The sequence below is a fragment of the Bradyrhizobium sp. CCGUVB1N3 genome (assembly GCF_024199925.1).
GTDB lineage: Bacteria > Pseudomonadota > Alphaproteobacteria > Rhizobiales > Xanthobacteraceae > Bradyrhizobium.
In genome coordinates this window covers 3276383-3302708 of record NZ_JANADR010000001.1, presented here as the reverse complement: position 1 = coordinate 3302708, position 26326 = coordinate 3276383, and the positions used below count along the sequence as shown (strand labels likewise).

The window sequence follows — 26326 nt, the reverse complement described above, 5'->3', positions numbered from 1 at the left end:
CCGTTGGCACCGTGCCGGTTTCAGATCGTATTGGCGCTGGAAATCGCGGCACCGCTGCGGGTGACCAACTGTACCGTTGGAAATTCGCCGGCTGATCCGCGAGATGAGCATCGCCAACCCATTGTGCGGAGCGCCGAGAATCCATGGAGAGCTTCTCAAGCTCGGCATCGAGATCGGCCAGACCAGCGTCGCCAAGTATATGGCGCGGAGGAGGGGCCCTCCCTCGCAGGGATGGAAGACGTTCCTTCGCAACCATGCGGATGGCATTGTCGCAATGGACCTCTTCGTCGTGCCGACGATCTCGTTCCGACTGCTCTATGGTTTGCTGATCATAGGCCATGGCCGGCGGCAGATCCTGTGGTTTGGGGTGACCGCGCACCCGACGGCCGAATGGCTCGCCAATCAGCTCACTGAAGCCTGTGGCTGGGAGCAAATCCCTCGTTACTTAATCAGGGACCGCGATCGAGTTTATGGCGAGATCTTTGTCCGCCGGGTTCGGTCGATCGGCATTCGAGACCGCCCGACGTCTTTCCGCTCACCCTGGCAAAACGCCTACGCAGAACGGTTGATCGGTTCAATCCGGAGGGAATGCATTGATCATGTCGTAGTCTTCGGCGAACGACATCTGCGCCACGTTCTGCTATCGTACAAAGATTACTACAACGCCACGCGCACTCATTTGTCATTGAACAAGGATGCCCCGGTTCCTCGCGGCGTTGAGCGGGTCGGGAATATCGTATGCCGACCGGTCCTAGGCGGACTGCACCATCAATATGGCCGGATGTGATTTACGGTAGGCACAGGTACGAGAATTCGAACGGCCTTGCCGAAATCGCGGTCAATCAGGGGCGCGCGGACTGCGATCTCGGCCTCTCGATCGGCATTCCCGTCGAGATCGTCTTTTGAATGAGGGCGGGTCCGTTACGACTCGATTTGCTGCGATGCGTCTACAAAGGAAACGGAGACGAGGAACGGATTGGCCGAAGGTGCGAAAGCCCAGCGACCGGCCTCCGACGCTTGGTAACAAGCGCCTTACAGAGCAGACCCGCAAGATTCTCGGAAAGCACTACGCGAGCAAATATCGGGTGTAGTGATCGACGTCTTAACTGACGGCGGATCACCACCTGACCCGTCGGCGTAAGTCTTGGCCGGGCGGAGCACAGTCCTTTACTTCCCAAGACAAGGCCGCAGACCGGGAACTAGGTTTCGCCGTGCATCAATTCAACGACCTGCGGCAACCCCGCCGGACCGACGACGAACGACCCGGACAACGCCGTCCATCAGAGCCGGCGCTAGGCCGCGGCGGAACAAGAGCACGATCGCGACCAGCATGCTCCCAAGCACGATCGTGGTATAGATTGCTCCGACTTCGCCCACGAGACTTGTTAAATATTGTACCACGACGGTCCCCAGGATGGCGCCCCACAGTGTGCCGCGTCCGCCCACCAGAACCCAAATGACCACCACTGCGGCCTGCGGCAGACTGAAGACCTCCGGGTTTATGAAGTTCCCCCAGCTCGCGAACAGCGCCCCTGCGAGACCGGCGAGGGCCGCAGAAATGACAAAGGCGAGGAGCTTCCGCCAGCGAACGTCATACCCGAGCAGCTCCATGCGCGACTCGTTCTCCCGGATGCCCTGAAGAATGCGTCCGAAAGACGCGCGGGAGAGAGTGACGCAAAATATCAAGGCGAGAAAGAGCAGTCCCCCGACGACATAGAAGTATTCCACCGGACCCAGCGGCGGGCCGCCACGACCGGCGAGGGACAGAGAAGGTATGTTGGTCATCCCGTTGTAGCCGCCAAGGCGCGCATCGCCGATCGCGTATTTCGGATCCGCCGTGCTGCCCATGACCTGGTAAAGGATCAGCGTCAGCGTCAAGGTGACTACGGCGAGATACATCGATCCGACCCGTCCGTAGAAGGCGACGTAGCCAATGAGCGCGGCGACGACTGCGGGACCAAGCATTCCCGCGATCAATCCGAACGGGGTCGTCCCCAAGGCGATGCCGACGATGCCATAAACGTATCCACCGACGCCGAACAGCGCCGCCTGGCCAAAGGACAGAATGCCGGCGATCCCCCACAGGAAGTCGAGGCTAAGCGCCAGCATTGCAAAAATGACGAAGACCGTGAGCTGGACCGTCTGGAACAGCGACAACAGCTGGGGCAGGCCGGCTAGGACAACCGCCGCCGCGGCCCAGCCAATCAGCTCACCCCGCTTCATAGGCCGCCCCGAAACAGGCCGGACATTCCGTTCGGCAGCAGGCGCAGTAGCACCATCGCCAGAGCCAGCATCGTGACCTGGCCGTAGATCGGCGTGGAGGCGTAGGAAACGGCGCTCTCGACCAGCCCGAGGACGCCGGCGGAGCTTACGGTGCCGAGCAGCACCGTGGAGCCGCCCACCATGACGGTGATGAAGATCTTGGCGATGAAGGCAAGTCCCATGGTGGGGACCACGCCGGTCAGGGGGGCCATCACAGCGCCGGCCAACCCGGCGAGCGCCGCTCCTGCGCCGAACGTGGCCATATAGACGAGCTGCGGCTCGACGCCCGAGACCGCCACGAGATGAGGCGACTGCATCGTCGCCCGCGCGATCAGCCCAGCGCGCGTGTGGCGAAGCGCCAAATAGGTCGCCAGAGCCGCGCCGGCCGAGATCGCAATCACCACGAGCCGGTAGAAGGAGACGCGGTAGCGGCCGACTTCGAAACTGCCGAGGGGCGTCGCAATACCTTCGGTCGTCGGCCCCATGACGAGAGTCATGACGCCGACGAGCGCCAGGCTCAGGCCCCACGTGGCCAGCATCGTGTCGAGCGGACGACCATACAGAAAGCGGATGATCGATCTTTCGAGGATCACTCCAATAGAACCGACGACGAACGGAGCGAGCAGAACCCCCGCCCAGATCGAGAGCCCGTGAGAGGTGGCGACGAGCACGGTGTAGGCGCCGAGCGTGAGGAATTCCCCCTGGGCCAGGTTCAGCACGCCCATCATGCCGAAGATGATGGCGAGGCCTAGGGCGAGCAGCACAAGGGTAGAGATCGAGAAAAAGACGCCTACCGCAGTTACCACTGCCTGTTCCATTCCGCTGCAACCCTCCGGGCCACGGATCAGCCGTCGCCGCCGTCTGTCATCAGAACTTCGGCGTGTACTGCGTGTGTTGGTCGGGCTTCCCGATCAGGTCGCAGACCTGTTTAGTATCCGAGGGTTCGACGTTCTCGATCGATTTGAAGATCGTGAAGCCCTTCTTGTCGTTGACCTTCGCAAGATGCACCGTATGCACAACGTGATGACTCTGCGGGTCGAGCCTGATCTTGCCTTCCGGCGCGTCGAAGGACAGTCCGCTCTCCAGCGCGGCAATAACCTTGGCCGGATCGAGCGATCCCGCCTTGTTGGCGGCCATGGCCCAGAGATGCCAGCCGTTCCACACGGTATTGGCCGAGTCGGTGATGTAGGGATAGTCGGCGCCGTACCGTTGACGCCAAGCGGCTACCCACTTCTTGTTAGTCTCGTTGTCGAGCTCCTGGAAGTACGGATAAATTACGGTCAATCCCTCGACCTCCTCCGGCTTCAGAACGATCTGCTCGTTGCCGAGACCGAAAGTCGGCGAGACGATCGGGATTTTCTTGTTCAGACCCGCGGCGGCGAACTGCCGGTAGAAGGCGATGTGGTTGCCACCGACCAGCAAGGAAAACACGACGTTCGGCCGCGCATTCTCGATGCGCTGAATGACCGAGCCGAAATCGACCACGTCGAGCGGAATGAATTCTTGCGCTGCGAGCTCGCCCTTCGCCTGCTGGAGGTAAACCTTCACCCAGTCCGCGGAAATATGGCCGTAGTTGTAGTCGGCCGCCAGCGTATAAAACTTGGGGCCGTGCTCCTGCACCGCCCACGGCGCCAGGTTGCCGATCTGCTGAGCCGGTGTCACGCCCGTGCAGAAGACGTTCTTGTCGCATACGCCGCCTTCATACTGCTCGTTGTAGAAATACGGGGCGCCATATTTGTCGACGACCGGCCGGACGGCTTCGCGCGAAGCGCTGGTGATGCCTCCCATGAGGACGGCGACCTTGCTTTCGAGCAACAGTTGCGTCGCGTATTGTGTGTATAGTTGATTGTTGGATTGCGTATCGAACTGCACGAGATGAAGTTTTTTTCCTAAGACCCCGCCCGATGAATTGATGTCGTCGATCGCGAATTTCGTGGCATCGACCATCGGCAGGCCGTAGATGTTAATCGGTCCGGTGGAATCGAGCAGGTTGCCGACGATAATCTCGTCCGCCGCCTCGGCGCGGCGTTGCGGCATATTCGCCAGGGCCAAACCGAGCGACGCTGCACTGAGTTGAAAAAGCGCTGTCCTGCGAGTCAACATTGGCTTTCTCCATCGCCTATGCTTCAGCTATAATGCCTTATGACGCGCGGCTGCATTATCCCACCGGACCGCGATGCAGATCAAGTCCTCATGAGGGCGCCGAGCGCCCAAATGAGCCAAGAGTCGGTGCTTGAGACGCAAAGCCTCGAGAAGTGGTTCGGCGGCGTCCGGGCGGTCGCCGGCGTGGATTTCAAGATGCGACGCGGGGAGCTGCGCTGCTTGATCGGCCCGAACGGCGCGGGCAAAAGCACCTTCTTCAAGCTCGTCACCGGTCAGCTTCGCGCCAGCGGCGGACGCATCATCTTCGATGGGCAGGAGATCACTGGCCGGGCGCCGCACACAATCGGGCGCCTCGGAATCGGGATCAAGAACCAGGTCCCCAGCGTGTTCGAGGGTCTCAGTGTCTCAGAGAATCTGTGGCTTGCGGCGCGCCTTCGGCATTCGACGACCGGTGCCCGAGCCGCCGTCCATGAGATGATCTATCGCCTCAATCTGGGGAACGTCGCCAAGCAGACCGTCGGGACACTTGCGCACGGCATGCGCCAATGGGTCGACATCGGCATGGTCATGGCCCAGCGCCCCAAGCTGATGTTGCTTGACGAGCCCACGGCGGGGATGGCGGCGGATGAGATCGAGCGAACGGTCGAGCTTATCCGCGTTATCAATAGCGACGCGAGCGTCGTCGTCGTCGAGCACGATATGGAATTCATCCGCAGGCTGAATTCATTCGTCACGGTCTTTCACCAGGGACGCATCCTCGTCGAAGGCGTCATGGAAAACGTGCAACGCGATCCGCGCGTGCGCGAGGTGTATCTTGGCAGGTCGCGCCATACTTGAAGTCGAGAACCTGCACGCGGGCTATGGCCGTATTGGCATCCTCGCCGGCGTATCATTCTCGATCGTTCGCGGAGAACTCGTCGGCGTGCTGGGACACAATGGGATGGGCAAGACGACGTTGTTGAAGACACTGATCGGCGAGCTGCAGGCGAGTGCGGGGGTCATCCGATATGATGGGCGGGACGTCACCCGCGTTCGGACAGCTCACCGGGCGCGCGCCGGAATAGGCTACGTTCCACAAGGCGAGGGGGTCTTCCCTGACCTGACTGTGCGAGAAAACCTGCGCATGGGCGAACTCGGCGTCATTGAGCCGAGCGCCGTGCCGGAGCTGTTGGAGCGCTTCCCGATCCTAAGGCCGCTGCTCGATCGTCGTGCCCGCATGCTCTCGGGCGGCGAGCGTCAAGTGCTGGCTCTGGCTCGCTGTCTCGCGGGCCGACCAAACCTGGTCTTGCTCGATGAGCCGAGCGACGGTGTACAGCCATCGATCGTCGATGACATCGCCGAACGGCTGCAGGCGCTGCGCAGCGCCTGGAACTTGACGATCCTCCTGGTGGAGCAAGATCTGAAGCTAGTCGCCACGCTGGCGCAGCGCGTCTTGATCATGCAAAAGGGTCGGATAACAGACGAACTCGCGCCGTCCGCACTTGGCGATCGGGCGCTTATTTCTGAGCGGATGGGCCTTTGACGTTCAGCGGCTCTGCCAGTCCCCGATCTGCTCGAATGCCTGGCCCGCGCTGATCAGCGTCGCTTCGTCAAAGTGGTGGCCGACCAGCATCATGCCGATAGGCAGCCCGCCCACCCTGCCGCACGGAACCGTGAAGGCGGGATGGCCGCTCACGTCGAAGGGACACGTGTTCTGCTGCATGTTGAGGGCGGCGTCGACGTAGTGCTCGCGCGAGCAGTCGGCCGGCGGAATCTTCGTGGCGGGGAACGGTATCGTCGGCATGGCGATGAGGTCGTAAGCGTCGAGGACGTCGTCGTAAGCCTTGCGCAGGAGCACCCGCAGATTTTGCGCCTTCGCGTGATAGCGGTTGTGGTAGCGCCGGTGCATGTACTCCCCGAGGATCAATACAAGCTTCACCGTCTCAGACACGTCGTCCGGCCGCGACTGCCAGCCGCGGGCAAAGGCCTCCTGCAACGAGGTGGTGTAGTAGCCGGACCAGTTGTTGCCCATGGCGTAGCCTTTGATCATCATCTCGGCTGCGCCTTCGAGAATCACGCCGGTCCAGATGTGCGGCCCGTCGTAATGCATCGGCACGGAGACCTCGTCGACGGTTGCGCCCAAGGCGCTGAATTCGGCGATGGCCCCACGGACTTTTTCGTCGGTAATCCGATCGCTGGTCGGGTGGCCAAAACCCTCCTTCATCAGCGCGATTTTCATTCCTTTGACGCCCCTTGAGAGCGCGCCCACGTAGTCCTGCACCTTCGCGACGACCGTGCGGGGATCGTAGCCGTCCGGGCCGGCGATGACGGCGAGCAGCCGGGCGACGTCCTCGGTTGAGCCGCAGATCGGCCCGCAGTGGTCGACCGAATAGGAAATGGGCATGCCGCCGGTCATTGGCACCAGTCCCCAAGTTGGCTTCAAACCATATGCGCCGCACCAGCATGACGGCGTGCGGATGGACCCGCCCTGGTCGCCGCCGAGGGCCATATCCACCTCCTTCGCAGCCACCAGCGCGGCGCTGCCGCCCGATGATCCGCCGGTGCTGTGCTCCAGATTGTGCGGGTTTCGGATGGGGCCCGTGGCACAAGTGTGACTGCCGGCCGAGAAGCAAAGATCTTCGCAGGCGGCTTTGCCGGCGATTGTACCGCCGGCGTCGAGGATGCGGGTCACGACAGTAGCGTCGACTTCGGGCACATAGCCCTCGAGAACGCGTGAGCCGTTCATCATCGGCACGCCCGCGACACAGATATTGTCCTTGATCGCCACCGATTTGCCCGCGAGCGGGCCCTCACCGCTGCCCTTGATGTCCGTCTTCCAATACCACGCGTTGTATTTATTCTCCTCGAGGCTCGGACGATAGCCAGGCGCGCGCGGGTAGTTGACGGGGAGCTTCGGCTCTGCGAGCTCGTCAAGGCGCGCGTAAGAGGCCATTGATCCCGCCATCAGGCCGCGAAAAGATACGGCGTCCTCCTCATTGAGGTGCATGCCGTAGAATTCGGCGATGTTGAGGATTTGGTCGATGGTTGGCAGCTTCGGTGACATTACGTTCCTCCTCTTGCGTTCCTCCATTTTTGCTCGGCGTCCCGTCGGGACGCTGTGCAGTGTCGCCCTTGCAATGACCGCTTTTCAATCCCTTTTGGCCTTGCCAGGTAGGCAGCTCCGGTCGGATTCCATCGTTTGGGGACCACGGGGGACCGCTGCTGCGAAGGGTTTCAGACGGCGCCCATGGTGCGAGTTTGGGTACGGGGGAGGGCCGGCGCCGGTGCAACTTGCCGATTTCGGGCTCGGCGAGACATCTAACGAGATGTTCCGGATGAAGAAAACTAATCGTCATCCGCGGTAGTCTGCCAGCAGAGCGGCCTCGGTCTTGTCGCCAGACAGAGCCTTCTCCACCGATCTACGGATTGCCGCTCCCCCGAACGCCCTTGCAAACACGCGTGTTTTCGCGCGTCTCGCCGAAAGCCACCGTTGCGAGTGGTTTTCGCGCGCGGGTGCGCGCTCGGTGGGCTCGGTGTGAAGGCTATGCTTGTCGACGATCCATGCCCTTGCGCGGAACCCGCGGGTTTGGCGGTTCGTTATAGCGTTACCGCAGGAGGGACTTGTCATGGACAGGCACCGGACAGCGTTGGTTTTATTTGCCGTTGCACTTGCCATCGCGATTGTGGTTGCGTTCGTCACGACGCTGGAGCGCGTCGACACACGCCAAGCTGCGAACGACGCGTCGCCCGGCACGACCGGTTTCGCCCTGCCGCACCCGCCGCTTGATCGTGCACCGAGTGAGCCGATCCAAAAAGAGCGTTAACGCATCGCGCGGCGTGCACAGCAAGGTAGTCTGCGAACGCCGCGAGTTAGCGCCTAAATCTACGTCCGGATGAACCGTCGAGCGCGCAAGCGTTGCGCCTGCACGACAAGAGTGGGAGTGAATATCATCGCCGCGCGCTCGCCTGCTGAGGGTTCACCTGTCATGAGAGAAAGCATCTCATCGGTATTGCTCGATGCGCACCGCGCAAGAAGGCAAGGTCTCGACGCCATAGCGCAGCGACAACGCGCGCGGCTTGGCGAGGCCGTCGCCTTCGCCCGCGCCAACTCGCCCTATTGTCGCGAACTCTATCAGGGTCTACCCGAGCGGATCGAGAGTTCGTCCGTGCTGCCGGTAGCTAACAAGCAAGAGCTCATGCGTCATTTTGACGACTGGGTCACCGACCGCGAGGTTAGTTTCGCGGCAGTGCGAGGGTTCGTCGACAACCCTGCGAGCTGGCTCCGCAAATTCGGACAGTAGCTTGAGTGGATTTTCTGCCTGAGAGCGGCGAGGCTTCTTGCCGCGAATCAGGAGCGAAGATGACGAAGAGGAGTCGCCGGACGCATTCTCCGGCATTCAAGGCAAAGGTGGCTTTGGCGGCCGTGAAGGGGGAGAAGACGTTGGCCGAGCTGGCGCAATTGTTTGATGTCCATCCGAACCAGATCACGACCTGGAAGACCCAACTCCTGGAAGGCGCCGCCGGAGTGTTTGGGCAGGACAACGGACCGGCCGAGGCGCCGGTCGATTTGAAGGCGTTACATGCCAAGATCGGCGAGCTTGCGTTGGAGAACGATTTTTTGTCCGGCGCGCTCACCAAGGCGGGCCTGCTGAGCGCAAAGCGATGATCGACCGCGACCATGATCTGTCTGTCGTGCGCCAGGCGAAGGTCCTGAACCTTGCCCGCAGTACGGTTTACTATGAACCTCGGCCGGTTTCGGCCGAGGACCTTGTCTTGATGCGCCGGCTCGATGAGCTGCACCTCGATTATCCCTTCGCAGGGGCGCGCATGCTGCGATCGCTGTTGCAGCGTGAGGGCATGCAGATTGGCCGCCGCCACGTCGCGACGCTGATGAAGCGCATGGGGATCGAGGCGATCTATCGCCGTCCGAACACGAGCAAGCCCGCACCGGGCCACAAGATCTACCCGTACCTATTGCGCGGATTGAAGATCGAGCGGCCGAACCAGGTCTGGGCAATGGACATCAGCTACATTCCGATGCGACGTGGATTCGTCTACCTCGCGGCGGTCGTCGATGTGTTCAGCCGACGGGTGTTGGTCCATCGCGTATCGATCACGATGGAGACGATATTCTGCGTCGAAGCGCTCCAGGAGGCGTTGGCGAAGCACGGCAGGCCCGAGATCTTCAACACGGATCAGGGTAGCCAGTTCACCAGCCTCGACTTCACCGGCGTGCTGCTGGACGCGAACATCGCCATCAGCATGGACGGCAAGGGTGCCTGGCGCGACAACGTGTTCGTCGAGCGGCTGTGGCGCACTGTCAAATACGAGGAAGTCTATCTGCGTGCTTACGACAGCGTGCTCGAGGCGCGAGCATCGATTTCCAAATATCTGGCGTTCTACAACCGAGGACGTCCTCACTCGAGCCTTGACGAACGCACGCCCGACGAGGCTTACTTCGGCGCGCAAACGATGGTGACGGCCGCATGATCGTCGCCAACGATTTTGCTGCGGCTCTGGTCGGGCTTACGCCCTCCCGACGCCACAGCAAAATCGTAAAGCCCCGCCTTCAGCATAACCCGGCAGGAATCCACTTAATTTTCGCGGGGCGCTGTCCAAACAACCGGGGCCAGCTCTCTGAGCTGATCGGGCAACGCCTCCTTGGCAAGTATTCCGTGGCAACCACTTCGGGCAGCACCGGGACACCTGGAATATTTCTGTTGGACACACACAATTGGACGGTCACTCTCGCTTCTTCGCTGCGCATGATCATGGGCTGGCTGAGCGCCAGCGACATGTTTCGTCTCCTCGTCCGCGGCGGCCGCGCGGCGTCGGTGCTGGCCATGGGCGGCCATTACATCGGCGCAACCAGCTTTGCTGCAATCCGCACAAAACGGTCGGCCCGACGATTACGGGCGCTTCCGGCGCAGGCGCCGTTGCACAATCTGGTCGCCGAACTCAATCAGTACCGCCCGGCTCTGCTCATCGGATATGCCAGCGTCATGGCACTATTGGCCGCGGAGCAGGATGCTGGTCGCCTGCATATTCAGCCGGTGCTGGTTCTTCCGATTTCGGAAGGGCTTTCGCAGGACGGATACGACCGGATCGCGAGGGCATTCCACGCCAAGGTCCGGACCGTTTACGTCGCGACGGAATGCCTGTTCATGGCCGTCGGCTGTGAACACGGTTGGTATCACGTCAACAGCGATTGGGTGATTCTCGAACCCGTCGATGCCAGCTATCGGCCGGTTCCGCCCGGCGAGGAGTCGCATACGGTCCTCGTGAGCAACCTCGCCAATCGCGTGCAGCCGATCATCCGCTACGATCTAGGCGACCGCATCTTGCAACGACCTGATCCGTGTCCTTGCGGCAACCCGCTTCCAGCGATCCGCGTGCGGGGCCGCACTGCCGACATCCTCACCTTTCAAACCGAACGCGGAGAGAAAGTCGCAGTGCCATCGCTCGCGCTTGAGATCGATCACGTACCCGGTGTGGAGTTGTTTCAGATCGTGCAGACTGCGCCAACACAATTGCGCGTTCGCCTATATCTCGCGGCCGACGCTGACCCAAAACGGGTTTGGCGAGCGGTGCATTCCGAATTGACCAAGCTGTTGAATGAGCATGAGCTTGGTCACGTGTCTGTTGAGTTGGCCGCCGAACCGCCCATTCCATCTTCCGCCGGAAAGTACCGCACTGTAGTCCCACTGCTTGGCGCTGGTGGACGATCGGTTTCGGTCGCCTTAAGGTGATATCAGCTCGGACGCTGTCAGTCGCCTCGCTTGGGTCAGGCCACCGAGGGGGACGCGGAGTCGCATGTCGGCACCTTTGTTTAAGTCCTCACGCCCTTCCGCGTCCTGCAATTCCCTCTGCGCTTGGTGCCAGAACTCATCTTCGCGTCCTTCGGGTTTGCCCGCCTGCTCCCATAGTTCGAACGTGAACAGCAATCCATCCCCAGGTCAGAGAGTCGCCAAAGCATAAGATTCGCCTCGTCGTGGCAGGGGCGCTATCGTGGTCGGGCGTGTCCTGACCTCATTGACCCCCTCCTTTCGGGGAGCGCGAGCGTTCGGTAACGCGCGGACATCGGAGATCAGACGATGAAAGCGGCTATCGATCCATCGCCTTCGCGTCGCCAAGTGTTGCGGCTGACAGCCATGGTGACGGCATGTGCCGTGGTTACGAAGGTCCCGAACGCCGAGGAGGCTCTCAAGGGAGAGGGCGGCAACTCCTACGTTCCTGCTGATGGCGTCGCGACCTTCGAGAGCGTTTGGCAGACCGTGCGTGAGCGCTTTTACGATCCGCGCCACAACGGACTGGACTGGCCGGCGGTACGAGAGAGATATCTTCTAGACGTTCAGCGGGCAACTTCCCAGGACTCTCTGGCGCGCGTCATCAATACCATGCTGTCTGAGCTGCACGCTTCGCACACGCGTTTCTACACGCCCGATGAGCCCGAATATTATCAGCTTGCAGACATCTTTGCCGGCGCACTGCAGCGCCGGGGACTGCAGCGTGCGTTTCCAGACGGCCACATTTCGTATCCCGGCATCGGTATCCTTTCACGTCTCGAGGCGACGGGTCGCAACGTGATCACGGGCGTCATCGACGGAACGCCCGCTCAGGAGGCGGGCCTCCGTGCCGGCGACGAAACCATTGCCGTTAACGGAACCGCATTTGAGCCGATCGGGTCATTCCGTGGGAAGGTGGGCAAATCGGTTGTCTTGGAGGTGCATCGGGGCGCCTCGGTGCTGCAAGTCCCGGTCATACCCATCGATCTCAAGCCCACGAAAATGTTCCTTCGTGGGTTGGAATCCAGTGCGCGCATCATTGAGTCCAACGGACGACGTATCGGCTATGTCCATGTTTGGTGCTATGCCGGCTCCATCTATCAACGCGCTCTTGAATCCCTGCTGTCTCAAGGGGTGCTCAGAGACGCGGACGCGCTGATCTGGGATTTGCGGGATGGCTGGGGCGGCGCGCAACCCCAATATCTCGATCTCTTCAATGCCCGCGTGCCCACAATGCAGGTCACCGACCGAAACGGCAGGAGCGAACTCGTCAATGTGAAATGGCGCAAGCCCGTTGCGATGCTCATCAACGGCGGTACGCGCAGCGGCAAGGAGGTCCTGGCCTATGGCTTCAAAAAGTATCGGCTGGGCGAGCTCATAGGCACCCGGACAGAGGGTGCGGTCCTGGCCGCCACCGCATTCCTCATCGGAAGCGGCTTGCTGCTGCTCGCCGTCGAAGATGTCCGGGTCGATGGCGAGCGCCTGGAGAGCGTGGGCGTGACGCCGACGATCGAGGTCCTGGCAGATGTGGCCTCCGCCGGGTCAGACGACCCTCAACTGAGCCGTGCTGTTGCGCTCCTGTCCGGAACCTAATCCGGGCGTCATGCACATTTGCAGCACGAGAAAATGGGTATTGGAAGCGCGTCTCGGTCCGCGGCGCGCAGGGTCGCTTCAGATCGCCTGAGCGTGTGACGTCAGGACGATCCCGCCTCTTGATGCAGCTCGCCACCCCGCATCAAGCGGTGGGCGATATCGGCTGTCTGCAGCGACGCGCGTTCGGTCGGGAAATGGGCCGCCAGATAGCGAGCGACCGCGACGAGAATGTGCCGGCCCTCGTCCGTGTCGCTCCACGCGCCGAACTGCCGGACTCCCGCCTCGAGCATCTGGTACGCATGGAAGCCTGCATCTTCTCGCAGCACCGCATGCGCGAGCGTGGCAATCAGCGCCTGCGGCGAGTGGCCGAGGGTAAGGTGCCGGGCCACCAGGCGTGCGGCGAGATCGATCTGTCTCTGCCGGTCGAAGGCGTCGAGCAAGGCGGCGCCGATCGTCTCTGGATCCGCAGGCAGATCATCGAGCTGCTCGCCGCCGTCGCCCGGGATGCGCGCCGGTGGCACATTGAGATAGCGAGCAAGGTAGAGCGCCACCGCTCCATACAATACGCCGCGAACAGCCGTGACGTGAGTGTCGATGTTGGCAGTCCCGATGCGCGTTAGCATCTGGTGGACTGCGTTGGCGTAGGTGAAGACGTGATGCGCCGTCTCCCAGTCGGCGTGCTCGTTGACATCGCCGAAGCGCGCCACTCTGAGCGCTGCCGCGTACGCGAGGGATTGGCCAAGGTCAGCAGGAGCGGCACCGGCGCGGATCGCCTCCTTGAGCGCGTCAACGATCCCAGCCGGATCGTCACCGAGCAGCTCTTGTGCAAGTGCAGCCTGGCCCGACCAGTCACGCGAGCCGCGTCCCGCAGCGAACAGGTCCGCGAGTTCGCCGGTAGATGTCTCACACAACGCAACAAGGTCAATGGGCTGGCGCCAGGCAGTCGATTCCTCGGCGCCACGGGCCGCGACCATCTGACCGACGACAGTCGGCAGCAGAGCCGCCGCGTGTTGCCAGCCGACCAGGTCGAGGCACTCGAGCGCCTTGTTGATGAAGTCGAGCGAGTGCCCGGTGTCGGCGAACGCCCGCTCGGTCGCGGCGGCGAATAGGGCATCGGCGACCTCAGTCGGGGAGAAGCCGGTCGCGATCGCCGTGAGTAGGGTGCGCTCGGCCGCCTCGCGATGGCGCACGCTTGTCCAACGGCGCAGCCAGCTTTTGAGTGTGGCCGGATCTGGCCGGCTTCCAAGCGGCGCGCGTTCCCGCCGCGGCGCCTCGTCGTCGCAGTCCGCCGCCACGTGGCGCGCACCGTGGAAGAGGGCGAGATAGGCCTTCTCCTCCGGCAGCACAGGCAGGAGATTGGCGAGTGCCGTAAGGATCGTAAGACCTGTGCCCCAGCCGTCGCGATTCTGCGCCCCAAACAGCGCCACCTGCCGGACGATTTCGGTCTGCGGTACGCCGGCCGCGAGCTGACCATACACGGCCTTGGCAATGACGAGGCCGAGATCGTGGGCGAGCCCGTCCGCAAGCCGCTGATGCCAGTGCGCGGCAAGATCGGGATGCGTGAACGTGGTCTTCACCCAGACGTCACCATTGCGCACCTCGACCGGGCAGACCGGCACGTCGTCCGCCCAGAGGTCGAAGGTGCTGCCGCTTTCGAGATCGAAGCGAGCGTGGTGCCAGTGACAGGTCAAGATGCCGTCCTCGACGCTGCCGCGCTCGAGCGGGAAGCCCATGTGCGGGCACCGATTGTCGAGGGCGAAAACGCGGCCGCGGTCATAGATGACGAGGATCGGACGGTGGCCACCGCGCACAACGAGCCGCCCCTTGAGCTTGAGCTCCTCAAGGCTTCCTGCCAGCGCAAATTCCTCGCTGGGCGCGTCCATGAGCCTACCTCCCATTGTCGCTTTTTGGGCGCTGCAGGTACTCCGCAACATAGGCATCCTCTCGCGCTAGGGCGAGAGGATGCCGTGGCTTAGGGGCTGCGCGAAAGGCACCGCACTGGATCATCAAGCGGTACGGAACTGAGGCACAGCTCGATCGCGCTCGGCAGTTTCAACAAAAGCGTGTCGATGATAAGCAGCACACGTAACCAGGCAGCCGCTGCAGTTTTGAGCGTTATCTCAACGCGCGCTGAAGGTGAGGCCGGCGCGCTCCGTCAGACGCTTGCGCAACGCCGGCCCATCAGCGCGCCCGGCGTCCAGATGCCACCCTCGCCCTCCACGTCGCGCACAAGGCAGAGAGCGCTTTCGGCGATCATCTTGCTGGTCGAGCCGTAGCCCGGATCGCGGTCGCCCGTGATCACGGCAACCCAGATCGCGTCCATCAACTCCTGGCGCGCGACAGCGCGCCGTCGGCGAATACCTGACGGCTGAACGCCTGGAACGCTTTCTCGGTCTCGGGGGAGCGAGAGTTCGGCGTGTCTCGGCAAGCTCTCGCGACGAGTAAGAGCCTGTCGCACACTTTATTTGGCCGCCGTAAACCAGCGATGTCAGGAAATCCTGCTTCTTCGGAAGGAGAGGAGTTCTGTTCAGGGGCGTCCGGCTATCCGCCACGTGATTGGGGGAATACGATGCGAAGGCCCAGAGCATGTGCGAAATGGAGATGAGTCCATCGGCCCAGACGGGTACGACATCCTTGCTGACCCGGTGCGCCTCCGCCGGCTCCCACCGCGACGGATGCTCGGCGCCCCGGCCCGGCGACATCCGCAGGAGATCGGAGCAAAGGAGGAACAGATGGCAACGATCGTAGAGAGCATTGAGATATCCCGTCGCCCCGAAGACGTCTTCCTATACGCGACGGACTCCGACGCCGGTGGTTGGCGTGTAGTCATCCAGGCACACAGCCGCAATGCGATGACAAGAAGATGCATTTTGGACGGATCGCGACTTCGTCACTGGTCGTTGGATGGCAAATCCCTCGCTGGCTTTTGGCGCGTGGATTGAAGACCGGCTCGTTGGATCCAGCCTGGGTACTAGTTGGGGAAGCTTGGGAGTATTCGGACCAATCTCAACACACCCAGACACTTGGAATCGCGGGGCCGCGAGGCTTCTCATTCCTCCAGTGCTTGAGCGGTTGAATGCATCGGGAGCTCGGCACCTAGCCTTCTTCACGTTTGCCGAAAGCACGAAACACATTGCCTTGTATCAGAGGTTTGGCTTCTGGCCGCGATTCCTCACCGCGATCATGACCCGCCCAGTCGATCCCAATGAAACTGTGGGAGAATCGGTTCGCTACTCGGCCATTGCCGACGCAGATCAAGCACATTGGCTCGGTGCGTGCCGAGCTCTAACCACTGAGGTACTCGACGGATTGGATCTCACAACAGAAATACGAACTGCTCACACTCATGGGCACGGCGACAGCATCTTTCTTGCGGCTGGTTCGCGGGTGGAGGCAGTGGCCCTCTGCGAATACGGCCCCAGGAGCCCTGCAGGAGCCGGTTCATGCCTGATTAGGTTCGCAGCAGTTCATCCGGGCTCGGATACTGAAATGCCTCTTAGTCGATTGCTCACTGCCTGCGAAAGGCTGGCAGCAGACCAAGGGCTTAAACAAGTCGTGGCATGTGCAAATGCCAGTCGCCCCAAGGCTTATCGACACCTTCTGGCCATGGGCTTTCGCGCCCAGCGCAATGGCGTAACCATGCATCGCCCGAATGAAGACGCGTACAGTCACGCAGCCGCGTTTGTTCTCGATGATTTGCGATAGTCTATGATACAGGCCGCTATTGGCGTGAGATATCGCTTAATCAGGCCGCCGGCGGAATTCCGCGCGAGTAGGGAAGTGGCTCCGCTGCCCGGGCGGGCTCTGCCAGCCTTTAGCTGCGCATGGCGGCGCGGAAGCCGACGAAGCTCAACGCGCCCGCCACGGCGACGGCAATCCAGCTCACCCAGAGCGGCACATCGACGCCATTCAAGGTGACGGACCACCCCATCACAATACGGATCAACTGCAGAAGTGCGATAAGGGCAAAGATGGCGGCGGCAAGCGTGCAAAAGGTTCTTATGGTCATTGCCTGTCTCCGATGGCATACGAGGACGTGCTCGTCCCGCGCAGCCAAAATGGGGAGGGACCGGCGTGGCGGCCACTCCCCTTAAGCAGGGAAGTGGCTTAACGGAGCCATTCTCGATGTGTCGCACAATCGCCGTTTTGCGACGTCGCGAGTCAGATCATTTCCGCCTTTGGCCCTAAGCTGCCCAACGTAAACGCTCGTTACGCCGTCGGCTATCGGCACCGAACCGGACGTCCGCGAATGCGTTGGGGCCGAGTTCGCCGCACCGCTGCCACATCACGTCCCAGATTAGATGCCGTAATCAGGGACAGATCGGACGGTTCGGCGGATGTACCCGGCCTATGATGGAGAAAGTCCCCGGCGAGTGAGCACGCCGGGGCCTTTTCGCTTAACGCTGATGGCCTAGTCCAATTCCAAGGCTGCCAGCCTTCTGTCTCAACGAGCCCTCGGAGCGCTTCATCAGCTTCGAGAGTGTGGCCACTGGGGTGCGAGCCTTGGAATGTGCCTTGAGCAGCTTGATGTCGTCCTTGGTGTACTCGTTGCGCTTGCTCTTCGTCTTTTTTGCCACTTGATGTTCTCCGGCGTGATCGGCCGCCGGGTTAAAGTGATCATGCGAATGCGTCAAGCACTCACTCCACGCCGGATGCTCCGGTCCTTCACCTTGATCCAATGCTTTTGCCGCCCACTGCTCCACGCTTAATAACCTGAGCGCCCCCATGAGTTTTGCCTTAAAGACGGCGGCTAGCTCTTCCTCATGTGGCAGATGATCTGTTGGATGCTGTTGAATGGTGCCACGATGGGCCGAGCCTTTGCGGGGTCAACATGATCGTGCCCTGCGATGAAGTCTCTCCCGATCGTGTAGGGTGGGTACATAGTGCAGGCGTTCTGCACGCCGAACACAATCGACAAGGATTCGCTGTCCTCTGTTAGCTTGGAGAGATGGCCTTCCAGTGTGTACGCCTCGATCTCGGACATCGGTTGTCACTCCAATTGGAGTCAACGCGCAGCTTAATGTGATCGCGATAAGACGCATCAAAAATCTGAGGTGTAACCGGCCTGCGCGAGTGCCGCTCTCGTGCAGCCAAAGCCAGCCCTCGGCAACCGCGCCGATCTAAACCGGTCTGGTAATTCGGCAGGCGTGCCCTTGAGCTGATACAGGGAGGGACTGTTGATCAGATCGATGTAGATGCGCCCGTCTTGCACCGGCTCGACGGCGTTGGAGATCTCGATCAGCTTGCGCGCTGCGGCATCAGGGTCGGCGAAGGGGCGTTCGGCGGTGCACTTCATGGCGTCGATCGATACGCTGAGTCGGCACCCATTGACCAATCCGGGATGCGGGTCTACATCAAGGCGGGTTGATCGAGACGGTCTCTCGCACCACGAGCGCCATGGGAGCAGAGCCGATAGTGCCAGTGCCCGACGGGGCCAGCGCCGACAGTGCAAGCGTCCTAGCGGCCAGAGAAAGCGAGCATCAACCTCCGCGCCCCACGCGGCGCAAGCGCTTGCGCTCGCGAGTGGGCGCGGTTGGTGTCAAAAGCTCATTATCGGACCAGCACTCTTTCGCCGCGCGCCCACGCAGCATATTTTCGCGCCGTCCGGTCGCGCACTTCTCGCCATTTATCGAAATCGGCTTCGGTGCTTGGACAGGACAGCGTCCATGCCGCCGAGAACGCAGCGCGCGCGCTCTCGAAGGTCAACTCGGTGCTGGCGGTGCATTCGCCGGGACGTGATCCGGGATAGACACCACAGCGACATTGCCACGGGTCGCTCTCGGTCGGATTGCCGGAGCGCAGGCCGATGGTGCCGACGTGGACATCGCCGTAGTAGATCAGCCAGCTCGCTTGTCAGGCGTCACGGAAATGTTGGTTACCCACATTGACGCGACGACGCGGCAATGTGCGAGAAGTGCGATGAAATCAATGAAAAGATCGAGCACTACCGCACCCTTCTCTCCCATGTCACGAGACCTCGCCCTTTGCTCACGTACTGGTGCGAATCTCAAGAAGTTCGCACCAGTGGCGAGTCGCCTATCAACGATCTATTGGATTTTGGCAGCTGGGCCGACGTCCTCGGGGCTAGTCGGAGTTATTCCGCTAAGCCGCCCTGAAGAGCTTGTCGAATCGCGATCTCAACTGGTGAATAATTGCCGTCCACCCGCTCGAGCCGGATGGGTTCCGCGGGATGCAGCGGCGGCTGGGCCATGAACCGCGGCGCCGTCCCTTGGTGGCGCTGGCCGGCGTGCACGAGGAACGGATGGCACAGGTAGACAGTGCCGGCTTCACCCGTCGCCAGCGCCTCGGGCCGCTCGGCTCCCATCCGACCCTGCGCCATTTCCGTTTGTGACATCCCAGTCTCGCCTGCTGGCGCGAGGAAGCGTGCCATGTCGATGTGTGATCCCACCCTTATCCGCGTTGGGGCGTCGCGTGGGCCGACGTCGGAGAACAGGAACAGCATCAACAGAGCGCGGCCGCGCGACCCCACATTCGCGCGCCGCTCATTCGGATCGCCGCCATCGGGGGAAAAGCTTGTATCGATGTGCCAACCGTCGTCTCCGGGCTCATCCGAATGGGGGAAGCGTACGACAAACGTACCCCCGAAGCCCAGCGAGCCCAGGCGCCAGCGGCCCTCGCCGACGATCTGATCGAACGCGGCGTGCAGCACCGGCGTGCGCTCCGCCTTGAGGAACTGCGCGTCCTTGTAGCCGGAAAGCCGGATGGCCGGTTTTGTCCAGGTCGCCTGATTGTGGGGATCGCAGCCCGTATCGCGCCACAGGATGGTGCGGGCCTCGTCGGCAAGCTCGCGCGGAAACGCCCGGTCGATGCGGACGAATCCGTCGCGAATGAATTGCTGTACCTGATCATCGCTGAGTGCGCGCATCGACTCATGTTCATCAGCAGGCATGAATATCCCCGTATCGTTGTAGACCGGTCACCCGTCGCCGCGTGATGCGACGTTGGGTGCGGCTCATTGGTCCAGGAATGTGAGATGGGCGAGCCAGGCAGTTGCCCAGCACGCTCTCGCCTTCCACCCGCTCGAAGCAGGCGCCGCTGTTAACGGCTGAGGAAGAAGACCGAGACGATATCGGATGTGCGGATCATCATGATGTTTTAGCGTAGCACAGATAGGCTTGAAGGATCAACAAATGGCTTGAGGCCAGCGGTGCAAGACTCAACGACAAGAGTCCGCATCTGGCCCTTCGTGTCATTTCGCTGCGCGCAGCAATTGCGTCGCTTTGGGTGTAAAACGGACATCGAACTTGGGTGATGCGACCGGAACCTTAAACTCAATTTGATCTCACCCTCTCATCCCGAAGCTTCTTGTCGGTTGGTGAGACCTGAACGAAGGGCATAGGACGATCATAGCCAAGTGGTCCTTAGCCCTTTGTCTGCCGGAGCCTGCCGGAGCCGAGACGCTCCTGCCGAAGAACGCCTGCGCCAATGCATCGAAGGCAAGCCGAGCGACAGTCGGGCCAAGCGCTACATCGAACAGTACGGTTCACGCTGCTGGGAAACCGATATCTTGCGAGCCGCAGTGATCGCGGCGGCGCTCGACGCCCATATCCGGTCATGGCTCAACGCCGCGATGTGGAATCGGCGGCTCAAGGAGATCGAGACGGCGCGCAAGCTGTTCTAGGCGCCGCTACAGCGAGGCGGTACGCACCAACGCCGACCTCCGGTGCAACAGTGCAACCCCGCAGGCGCAATCGTCGGGCCTACTGGCGCAACAGCCGTGCTTGAGCGCTTGTGACATCGCGTCGGCAGGAATCCTTTGCTACCACTCCTAAGCCCGCCGAAAAAGGCTGACGTACCCCCTTCGCGCAAGCGGTATAAAATCGAGCAGGCCGAGCGTGCCTCGACCCGAAGGTTGGATTTACCGGCGCGGAAAAATCCCCCGGGGGCCCGGGTTGGACCGCCCCCCGCCACAAACGCCCTTCACCGCAAACCCCTTGAGGTGTAGCCTTTCGCCACGCGCGCCAGCCAGACCTGGAGGTCTCGGCACGGGCCGACCCTCATTGCGTGGAAGCGTGGGGATCAATCATGACGATCAAATATCTGGAGTTCACCCAGCGCTTTGCCGTGTTCGACGAGGCGGCATTCCTGAACTACGCCCGAACGCTTGGCGGTGTCGTAGACGAGGACGACCACGAACGGAAGTTGGTTACCGCTGTGATGTTGGTTGCACCCAACGGCCCGCATCCGCACGGCCGAGCTGAGAGTGAACACGGCTATTTTCTGGACGGCGAGGAAGGTTCGCTGGTTAGCCGACGGCCACCTAACTTTTAAAGCTATGGAAACAATGCAGCCCTCAAGGCCGCCAAGCCCAAGCGCTACCCGTGGATCGTCGAGGTGGCGTTCCAGCGCGAAAAGTTGCCCAGGGGCCGGGTGGAGCACGCGCAGGCCGACGATTTTACGTGCCCTCACTGCGGCTCGGTCTACCGCTTGCGTCGCCAATCGTTTACCTATCCAGTAAACGTTGCGAAAACCGTTTTGCCTAAGCTGCTCGTAGGACGTCCCTTGTAATTTCTTCGCCAACGAGAACAAGGGGACGGCGATGACGATCGGATTGCAGATCGTTATATTTCTGTGCTGTGCTTACGCAGGTTGGCAGACTGCGAGTTCCCAATATGGAGAACTTCCCCAATCTCAGCAGCTAACCGAAGAGATCAATTCCCGATCCCAATAGGCCTAACGAGCCGATGAAGAAGCCAAAGGTTCAGGTCGAAAGTCTACCACCACGCATTGTTCAGCGTGCTGATCTCGCACCGTCTACCGGTTATGCGATAACCGTTGATGGGCATTTCAAGACCGAGTTTGACGAGGAGAAAGCCGCAAAGAAGGCGGCGGCCGAGTTATTGGCCAAGTATCCGAAGCTAAAGATTGAGATCTACGACGCATCCTCAAAGTCACGAACCTTGTTGAAATGACGCCGCTTCTGCATCGCAGCATCGGCGATAACCATGTTTTCAGTTTTAATCTATCTTTATCGATCTCCTAAGAATTCGAATCTCATGGTCGTCTCGATTGGGAGGCGACCCCATGCCGTTGATCAAATATTTCAGTTTCGTCGGCAGCGCTCTGGTCCTGTTGCTGGTCGGATTAGGCTGGTGTTTCCCGCAGCCAGCAACGGAACCTCTCGTCAGTGCTACCGATAGGCCAACCATCAGGATAGCATCGGCCGACAAGTTACCTGAGCGGGTGGTTATCGACACGAGTTTGCCGACGATCGTACCTCCACCAAGTGTGTTGAGCTTTGCTGAACGATGGCCCCAGGCAACCGTTGCAGTAGATGTCGCCCCCGTCCCCAGGCCAGCAACTCCTCCGCCAAGTAGCGACCTATCGAAAATACAAGATCCCGCAAAGCGAGAACCTTCGAAAAAGGTTGCTGTTCATCGTGCAGCGCCGAGGGTGAATATTGAAGCCGCGAGGAACGACACGGTGCCGGCGTCACCTGCAGTCACTAGATTGTCTTTGCTAGACGTGCTGAAGGAAGGGTTGGGCCAAACGCAAGCTAGACTGATGGCAGGTCTTGAGCCCTTGACGGCTTATGTCTCGAAGCCCCGACCCGAGATACCGTGATAGCGCCAAATCAGGGCAGTCGTCGTTGAGATCGAAGGTGTGTCCGCAACATTTTTGGAGTGCTGCTGCAGGCAACTCGACTAATCGCACTCTCATTTCTTCGCTGAGGTCTGCCAGCGCACAGACGAACTTGCCCTCCTGTTTGCCGCCGTGCCTTGACGGTTGCAGCCAACCGGTCGGCGTAATCAACGTCTTGTCCGGTGGAGACAACCTCGGCCGTTGGATAACGGCACATCCAGCGATAGGCAAGATTGCCTTCACGGGTTCGGTTGCAACCGGCAAGGCTATTATGGCTGCGGCCGCGCCCACGTTGAAGCGGATCACTCTGGGATTGGGCGGCAACGATGCGGCCATCGTGTTGGATGATTTTGATATCGAGGCCCAGGCAGGCGACTTGTTTTGGGCTGCGTTTGCCAACAACGGTCAAGTATGTGCATGCGCGAAACGAATCTATGTTCCGGACGCAATGATCGACGCCGTGGCGGATAAGTTCTCCGCTTTGGCGCGCTCGATAAAAATCGGTCCGTGGGATATGGATGGCGTAGAGATCGGCCCTTTGCAGAACCGCAAGCAATTCGCGCGGGTCTCGGAACTGGTTAGCGAGGCTGAGACGCACGCTGCGCCGTTCTTCAAAGGTGACGTTCCGGACGGCGGTTTTTTCTATCCGATCACGCTATTCAAGGATTTGCCCGAAGAAAGTCGACTGGTCGCGGAAGAACAGTTCGGCCCTGCGATTGCGCTTCTTCGTTACAGCAATTTGGACACCGCTATTGAGAAGGCGAATGACAGCCTCTTCGGCCTCGGCGCTTCGGTCTGGGGCAAGGATGTCGATGCGGCAACTGGCTTTTCCCACACCACGATCCGCCGAATGTGGGCGGCGTTCGGCTTGCAGCCGCATCGGAGTAAGAAGCCACTAACCCTGCACGTTGCTTAACGTCAGCCCGTTCCTCACAGGGGCTGCTTGCGGGCATTCTTGTCTGTTAGGAGTTAGTGCTTCCGTAACGGCCAAGCGCGACACCAAGCCTTTCATTGAAAGGTTTTGTCATGGTTGTAGAGGAGAAGGTAAAGATCAGGTGCCCGACCTGTACGCGTGTATTCCGGGAGAAGGCCAACCAAGTCCGGGATGGTCTTCAGGTCAACTGCTACAACTGCAATAAGCTCATAACACTATCCAAGGAGACCGAAGACCCTTTCCTTCGGCGAGCATTGAAGACTGCGCGGGAAATGCGAGCCGCAGAGCAGGACCGGGTAACCGCCCAAGTCTACAAAGGCACGGCTTCTGCACCGCCGCGCGAAACGCCTTAACGGCCGCGGCGCGATCAGGCGACCTTCCGCCAGGTCTCTGCGCACGAGAAAAGTCGGTGCGGCCGATACCAGCGCCCGCGAGCATCGCTGCATAGAGCATGTTCACCCGATAGATGCCGCAGCCGGCATCGCTGGAAGAGTCTATCAAACAACGCATAGAGCGCGCCCCGGGAGACGAGAGGCTGTCGGCCACCAAGTGAGGCAAAGCGGGACGCGACCCGCCACACTATAACCTCCAGGCTCTTGTCGATCTCGGCGACGTCGTCGCGAAAGGCCTCTTCAAACAGAGACTGTGAGCGAAGATCGTACCAGAGGCGATGCATCGTCGCATCGTCGCGAACCGTCCCGCCGAACTTCTCCAGAAAGCCCTTCATCAGTTCGTCGCGGCTTTGCGCCGCTGACGTGATCTGGTCGTACCGCGTGACGCACTTCGACTTGTAGTGACGAACACAACAGCAGATCAGGTCGACCTTGTCGCTGAAGTAATAGTGCAGCACCCCGTGCGTAAACTCGGATTGGCTGATCTCCCGAGACCAGAAGTATCTGAGCGCAACCGGTTGGCGAGCGCAAGCGCAAGCCATCGCGCTATAGCGCGGTGGAGAGGCCCACTGGATTGCGTCCTCCTGTTGGCTGGTACTAGCAGGGGTACTTCAAGATGCCAGGAACCCGCATCTTCTCCGGCGCATCCTCCCTATTTTGGTCGCCTTTTGATCGCGAGGTGAATAGTGGATTGCGCGCAGCTAAGGGGTCAGTGATTTCAACAGCGAAGCGGATTGCAGAATGCGATTGAAAAGCGCTGCATTATTTGCCGTTGGTTTCTTGTTTGTCAGTTTTTGGCTGCATGGCTCCGCTCGATGTCAAAGCTCGGTTGCCTGGCCGCTTTCACTTACCCCGCCGTCATCGGTGACCGACCAAGGTTCGCCACCAGCGGCTACGTGTCACTGGGGCGGTCTCAATCTGTCGTGCAGCAACTCGGGGCCGACAGCCAGAGGTTCGCCGCCTCCGCCGCCAATGGCGCCAGAAGTCCCGATGTATCCGCCGCCCGTCATCCTTGCCTCGCCGCCATCGGTGACCGCCAAAGGTTCGCCGCCACCGACGACCAAACACGTTTCTCCGCCTGTGGCGACGGACGGCGTTCCAGCGCGAACAGTGACCGCCAAGGGTTCGCCACCACCGGCCATCAATAACGTTTTGGCGCCGACGGTGACAGACGACGTTCCAGCGCGAACAGCGACCGCTAAGGGTTCGCCGCCACCGGCCATCAAAAACGTTTCTCCGCCAATGGTGACTGACGATGTTCCAGCGCCAACAGCGACCGCCAAACGTTCGGCGCGATCATCGGCAGCCGCCAAGTACTCGGCACGGCCTGCCAATGACAAAGACGCGCCGGCACCAGCCGTCGACAACATTTTGCCCACGCCGCGCATTGGCAAGCTGTCTCCGTCACAGGAGCCCGGTCCCGATGGCTTTACCGTAGGTATCGACGACGGCGAGGAGACAGGCCGGCCGCTGCCCATTAGGCCTCGCCCAAAACAGTCCAAGGTCAGGCAAAAGCCGGATATTGCCGAGGGACCATCGGCGATACAGTGGCTGGGCGATCAAGCAGAAATTGAGAAACTGAAGCCCAATCTCACGATCTGTCGAGGCTGCTAAAGGGTAAGGTGGTGGTGCAGAGCACGCCATCTGGCAAGTGCTCCCTGGCGCGATCTACCGGAAACCTATGGTCCCCGCACTACTTGCTATAATCGCTTCGTTCGTTGGCGGCAGGCTGGCGTATGGGATCGGATCATGGATGCTGACCGCCGGTCATGACGCGGCGGTACGGATGATCGATACCTCCGTCGTGCGCGTGCACCAGCCGGGAGCCTGCATCGCGGACAACGATCACCAAGATATGGGCCGCTCGCGAGGGGGCCTGACGAGCCTCTACATGTGTACTGTTGAGGAGGTCATCTTAGATTGTAAATCTTGTCCTGCGAACTCGAAGGGTTTCGCCGAATGAGTGAAAAAGATGTCGGAAGATGTGCGCTGATATCGCACCAGGGCGCTGTACCGGCACGCGGTGGCGTTCGGTTCAGCTAAAAAATGGTTGCTTAATAGTCCGTTGTTCGCCCGATTGTTCACGTTGAGATAGTTTACGCCCGAAAGGGACTTCTCAGCAGCTCAAGCTGCTGCATCTGTTTTGGTCGGGATTAGATGTTGAATGCCGGAAAGACGCCGGGAGAACCCGGAGTACCGCGGCAAGTGGCGGCTTAGCGGAGTTTGTCTACCTCCTTTGTAATATACCGAGCGATTACGCCTACTCGTATTTTCGTCTCCTGATGTCGTAGGGGCGCCCGTCGAGAGAAAAACAAACGACGCGCGAGCACCATATCTTCGGAACCATTCGCATCCGGGCTCTTTAGGAAGGCGGCGTCGTCTGTCGGAGATCTCCCGATTTTTCGCGCTGAATCGGTCAATTCGGGGTACGTCGATCGTGCGTGATAGTTCGCTGCGTTCGCTTCTATCGCGAATCTCTCGCTCGCCTTTCTTTGCGTTGGAAGCTGCCTGTCTGTTGAAATCCCAAACGCGAGAGGTCTCGCTGAACGAACTACGAGTACCGCCGCTGAAGATTCGCCGTTGTTGGGGTTTCCGGCGGTCAAGCAAAGCCGGAAACGGAAATCGCGAGATATGCGAAGAGATCGCGGTCCCGCGTACCCGCGCCGCATCGGCTG

At 60.7% G+C, this 26326-nt stretch carries 23 protein-coding genes and 4 pseudogenes; 13 read left to right on the top strand and 14 right to left on the bottom strand.

Translation table 11 applies throughout. The annotated features are described in order from the left end of the window. The first annotated feature begins 103 nt into the window (after positions 1-103). Entirely contained in the window at positions 104-787 is a 684-nt protein-coding gene (locus tag NLM33_RS15670; protein WP_254096907.1) for an integrase core domain-containing protein, read from the top strand. A gap of 434 nt (positions 788-1221) precedes the next feature. Here NLM33_RS15670 and NLM33_RS15665 read toward each other — a convergent pair whose 3' ends face one another. Genes NLM33_RS15665 through NLM33_RS15655 form a run of 3 tightly spaced genes read right to left on the bottom strand, consistent with a single transcriptional unit; the run spans position 1222 to position 4365 of the window. Next, entirely contained in the window at positions 1222-2223 is a 1002-nt protein-coding gene (locus tag NLM33_RS15665; protein ID WP_254096906.1) for a branched-chain amino acid ABC transporter permease, read from the bottom strand. Beyond that, positions 2220-3080 carry a branched-chain amino acid ABC transporter permease gene (locus NLM33_RS15660; protein ID WP_254096905.1) on the bottom strand — a complete coding sequence of 287 codons (861 nt, stop codon included), beginning with the start codon at positions 3078-3080 and terminating at the stop codon, positions 2220-2222. The genes NLM33_RS15665 and NLM33_RS15660 overlap by 4 nt, the downstream gene beginning before the upstream one ends. 49 nt (positions 3081-3129) lie before the next feature. Further along, complete coding sequence (locus NLM33_RS15655) at positions 3130-4365, bottom strand: ABC transporter substrate-binding protein (RefSeq protein ID WP_254096904.1); 1236 nt, start codon at positions 4363-4365, stop codon at positions 3130-3132. 90 nt (positions 4366-4455) lie between these two features. Between NLM33_RS15655 and NLM33_RS15650 the strand changes: the two genes are divergently transcribed. Further along, positions 4456-5202, top strand: coding sequence for an ATP-binding cassette domain-containing protein (locus tag NLM33_RS15650; protein ID WP_254096903.1), 747 nt, complete (start codon positions 4456-4458; stop codon positions 5200-5202). Continuing rightward, positions 5180-5887: an ABC transporter ATP-binding protein gene (locus tag NLM33_RS15645; RefSeq protein WP_254096902.1), complete on the top strand. Its 708-nt coding sequence runs from the start codon at positions 5180-5182 to the stop codon at positions 5885-5887. Before NLM33_RS15650 ends, NLM33_RS15645 begins: the two co-directional genes overlap by 23 nt. A gap of 3 nt (positions 5888-5890) precedes the next feature. Here the strand turns inward: NLM33_RS15645 and NLM33_RS15640 are convergent, their stop codons facing one another. Then, positions 5891-7408, bottom strand: a complete 1518-nt coding sequence (locus NLM33_RS15640) for an amidase (RefSeq protein WP_254096901.1) — start codon at positions 7406-7408, stop codon at positions 5891-5893. Between the two features lie 562 nt (positions 7409-7970). On the opposite strand from NLM33_RS15640, the gene NLM33_RS15635 reads away from it, so the two are divergent. From NLM33_RS15635 to NLM33_RS15620, 4 genes are all read left to right on the top strand, one after another. Then, entirely contained in the window at positions 7971-8168 is a 198-nt protein-coding gene (locus NLM33_RS15635; RefSeq protein WP_254096900.1) for a hypothetical protein, read from the top strand. Positions 8169-8285: 117 nt separating this feature from the next. Then, positions 8286-8645 carry a hypothetical protein gene (locus tag NLM33_RS15630; RefSeq protein WP_254096899.1) on the top strand — a complete coding sequence of 120 codons (360 nt, stop codon included), beginning with the start codon at positions 8286-8288 and terminating at the stop codon, positions 8643-8645. A gap of 59 nt (positions 8646-8704) precedes the next feature. Beyond that, positions 8705-9834 (top strand): IS3 family transposase gene (locus NLM33_RS15625; RefSeq protein ID WP_254095161.1). Its coding sequence is split into 2 segments (ribosomal slippage): positions 8705-8957 and positions 8957-9834, totalling 1131 coding nucleotides; the frame shifts between segments, so codons are not numbered across the junction. After that, positions 9831-11093 carry a phenylacetate--CoA ligase family protein gene (locus NLM33_RS15620; protein ID WP_254096898.1) on the top strand — a complete coding sequence of 421 codons (1263 nt, stop codon included), beginning with the start codon at positions 9831-9833 and terminating at the stop codon, positions 11091-11093. Before NLM33_RS15625 ends, NLM33_RS15620 begins: the two co-directional genes overlap by 4 nt. Here the strand turns inward: NLM33_RS15620 and NLM33_RS15615 are convergent. Beyond that, positions 11085-11288, bottom strand: coding sequence for a DUF2934 domain-containing protein (locus NLM33_RS15615; RefSeq protein ID WP_254096897.1), 204 nt, complete (start codon positions 11286-11288; stop codon positions 11085-11087). The genes NLM33_RS15620 and NLM33_RS15615 overlap by 9 nt on opposite strands. A 150-nt stretch (positions 11289-11438) precedes the next feature. Here NLM33_RS15615 and NLM33_RS15610 point away from each other — a divergent pair, with 150 nt between their 5' ends. Then, positions 11439-12722: a S41 family peptidase gene (locus tag NLM33_RS15610; protein ID WP_254096896.1), complete on the top strand. Its 1284-nt coding sequence runs from the start codon at positions 11439-11441 to the stop codon at positions 12720-12722. A gap of 101 nt (positions 12723-12823) precedes the next feature. On the opposite strand, the gene NLM33_RS15605 is transcribed toward NLM33_RS15610, so the two are convergent. Both NLM33_RS15605 and NLM33_RS15600 read right to left on the bottom strand, forming a co-directional pair. Then, positions 12824-14605: a Rieske 2Fe-2S domain-containing protein gene (locus NLM33_RS15605; RefSeq protein WP_254096895.1), complete on the bottom strand. Its 1782-nt coding sequence runs from the start codon at positions 14603-14605 to the stop codon at positions 12824-12826. A gap of 237 nt (positions 14606-14842) precedes the next feature. Continuing rightward, positions 14843-15027 (bottom strand): annotated as a pseudogene (locus tag NLM33_RS15600) (saccharopine dehydrogenase); the annotation flags it as partial. Between the two features lie 590 nt (positions 15028-15617). On the opposite strand from NLM33_RS15600, the pseudogene NLM33_RS49660 reads away from it, so the two are divergent. Beyond that, a pseudogene (locus NLM33_RS49660) lies at positions 15618-16427 on the top strand (GNAT family N-acetyltransferase); the annotation flags it as partial. Positions 16428-16536: 109 nt separating this feature from the next. Here the strand turns inward: NLM33_RS49660 and NLM33_RS15595 are convergent. The 5 genes from NLM33_RS15595 to NLM33_RS15575 form a co-directional block, all read right to left on the bottom strand. After that, positions 16537-16731 carry a hypothetical protein gene (locus NLM33_RS15595; protein WP_254096894.1) on the bottom strand — a complete coding sequence of 65 codons (195 nt, stop codon included), beginning with the start codon at positions 16729-16731 and terminating at the stop codon, positions 16537-16539. Between the two features lie 388 nt (positions 16732-17119). Then, positions 17120-17299 (bottom strand): hypothetical protein, encoded by a 180-nt coding sequence (locus tag NLM33_RS15590; protein ID WP_254105811.1) that lies wholly within the window; start codon positions 17297-17299, stop codon positions 17120-17122. Positions 17300-17472: 173 nt separating this feature from the next. After that, a complete protein-coding gene (locus NLM33_RS15585) occupies positions 17473-17706 on the bottom strand; it encodes a hypothetical protein (protein WP_254096893.1) in 234 nt (77 codons plus the stop codon). Positions 17707-17763: 57 nt separating this feature from the next. Continuing rightward, positions 17764-18018, bottom strand: a complete 255-nt coding sequence (locus NLM33_RS15580) for a hypothetical protein (protein ID WP_254096892.1) — start codon at positions 18016-18018, stop codon at positions 17764-17766. Positions 18019-18816: 798 nt separating this feature from the next. Then, the gene (locus tag NLM33_RS15575; RefSeq protein ID WP_254096891.1) at positions 18817-19632 is read right to left on the bottom strand and encodes a phytanoyl-CoA dioxygenase family protein; all 816 of its coding nucleotides are present in this window, start codon (positions 19630-19632) and stop codon (positions 18817-18819) included. Positions 19633-20768: 1136 nt separating this feature from the next. Here NLM33_RS15575 and NLM33_RS15570 point away from each other — a divergent pair. From NLM33_RS15570 to NLM33_RS15560, 3 genes and pseudogenes are all read left to right on the top strand, one after another. Further along, the gene (locus NLM33_RS15570) at positions 20769-21014 is read left to right on the top strand and encodes a hypothetical protein (RefSeq protein ID WP_254096890.1); all 246 of its coding nucleotides are present in this window, start codon (positions 20769-20771) and stop codon (positions 21012-21014) included. 413 nt (positions 21015-21427) lie between these two features. Continuing rightward, positions 21428-21655 (top strand): hypothetical protein, encoded by a 228-nt coding sequence (locus tag NLM33_RS15565; protein WP_254096889.1) that lies wholly within the window; start codon positions 21428-21430, stop codon positions 21653-21655. Positions 21656-22275: 620 nt separating this feature from the next. Beyond that, positions 22276-23214, top strand: a pseudogene (locus NLM33_RS15560) (aldehyde dehydrogenase family protein); the annotation flags it as partial. Between the two features lie 412 nt (positions 23215-23626). Here the strand turns inward: NLM33_RS15560 and NLM33_RS15550 are convergent. Further along, complete coding sequence (locus NLM33_RS15550) at positions 23627-24109, bottom strand: hypothetical protein (protein ID WP_254096888.1); 483 nt, start codon at positions 24107-24109, stop codon at positions 23627-23629. 441 nt (positions 24110-24550) lie between these two features. Further along, positions 24551-25039, bottom strand: a complete 489-nt coding sequence (locus NLM33_RS15545) for a hypothetical protein (protein ID WP_254106199.1) — start codon at positions 25037-25039, stop codon at positions 24551-24553. A gap of 259 nt (positions 25040-25298) precedes the next feature. Between NLM33_RS15545 and NLM33_RS15540 the strand changes: the two are divergent. Next, positions 25299-25557, top strand: a pseudogene (locus tag NLM33_RS15540) (transposase); the annotation flags it as partial. Positions 25558-26326: the final 769 nt, after the last annotated feature.

Coding starts and splice junctions, on each gene's coding strand:
- NLM33_RS15660 (WP_254096905.1), bottom strand. CDS start 3,080: ATGGAACAGGCAGTGGTAACTGCGGTAGGCGTCTTTTTCTCGATCTCT.
- NLM33_RS15670 (WP_254096907.1), top strand. CDS start 104: ATGAGCATCGCCAACCCATTGTGCGGAGCGCCGAGAATCCATGGAGAG.
- NLM33_RS15570 (WP_254096890.1), top strand. CDS start 20,769: ATGACGATCAAATATCTGGAGTTCACCCAGCGCTTTGCCGTGTTCGAC.
- NLM33_RS15575 (WP_254096891.1), bottom strand. CDS start 19,632: ATGCCTGCTGATGAACATGAGTCGATGCGCGCACTCAGCGATGATCAG.
- NLM33_RS15545 (WP_254106199.1), bottom strand. CDS start 25,039: ATGCGCGGCGTGGGCAAAATGTTGTCGACGGCTGGTGCCGGCGCGTCT.
- NLM33_RS15605 (WP_254096895.1), bottom strand. CDS start 14,605: ATGGACGCGCCCAGCGAGGAATTTGCGCTGGCAGGAAGCCTTGAGGAG.
- NLM33_RS15620 (WP_254096898.1), top strand. CDS start 9,831: ATGATCGTCGCCAACGATTTTGCTGCGGCTCTGGTCGGGCTTACGCCC.
- NLM33_RS15650 (WP_254096903.1), top strand. CDS start 4,456: ATGAGGGCGCCGAGCGCCCAAATGAGCCAAGAGTCGGTGCTTGAGACG.
- NLM33_RS15595 (WP_254096894.1), bottom strand. CDS start 16,731: ATGACCATAAGAACCTTTTGCACGCTTGCCGCCGCCATCTTTGCCCTT.
- NLM33_RS15640 (WP_254096901.1), bottom strand. CDS start 7,408: ATGTCACCGAAGCTGCCAACCATCGACCAAATCCTCAACATCGCCGAA.
- NLM33_RS15585 (WP_254096893.1), bottom strand. CDS start 17,706: ATGTCCGAGATCGAGGCGTACACACTGGAAGGCCATCTCTCCAAGCTA.
- NLM33_RS15635 (WP_254096900.1), top strand. CDS start 7,971: ATGGACAGGCACCGGACAGCGTTGGTTTTATTTGCCGTTGCACTTGCC.
- NLM33_RS15610 (WP_254096896.1), top strand. CDS start 11,439: ATGAAAGCGGCTATCGATCCATCGCCTTCGCGTCGCCAAGTGTTGCGG.
- NLM33_RS15665 (WP_254096906.1), bottom strand. CDS start 2,223: ATGAAGCGGGGTGAGCTGATTGGCTGGGCCGCGGCGGCGGTTGTCCTA.
- NLM33_RS15565 (WP_254096889.1), top strand. CDS start 21,428: ATGAAGAAGCCAAAGGTTCAGGTCGAAAGTCTACCACCACGCATTGTT.
- NLM33_RS15580 (WP_254096892.1), bottom strand. CDS start 18,018: ATGAAGTGCACCGCCGAACGCCCCTTCGCCGACCCTGATGCCGCAGCG.
- NLM33_RS15655 (WP_254096904.1), bottom strand. CDS start 4,365: ATGTTGACTCGCAGGACAGCGCTTTTTCAACTCAGTGCAGCGTCGCTC.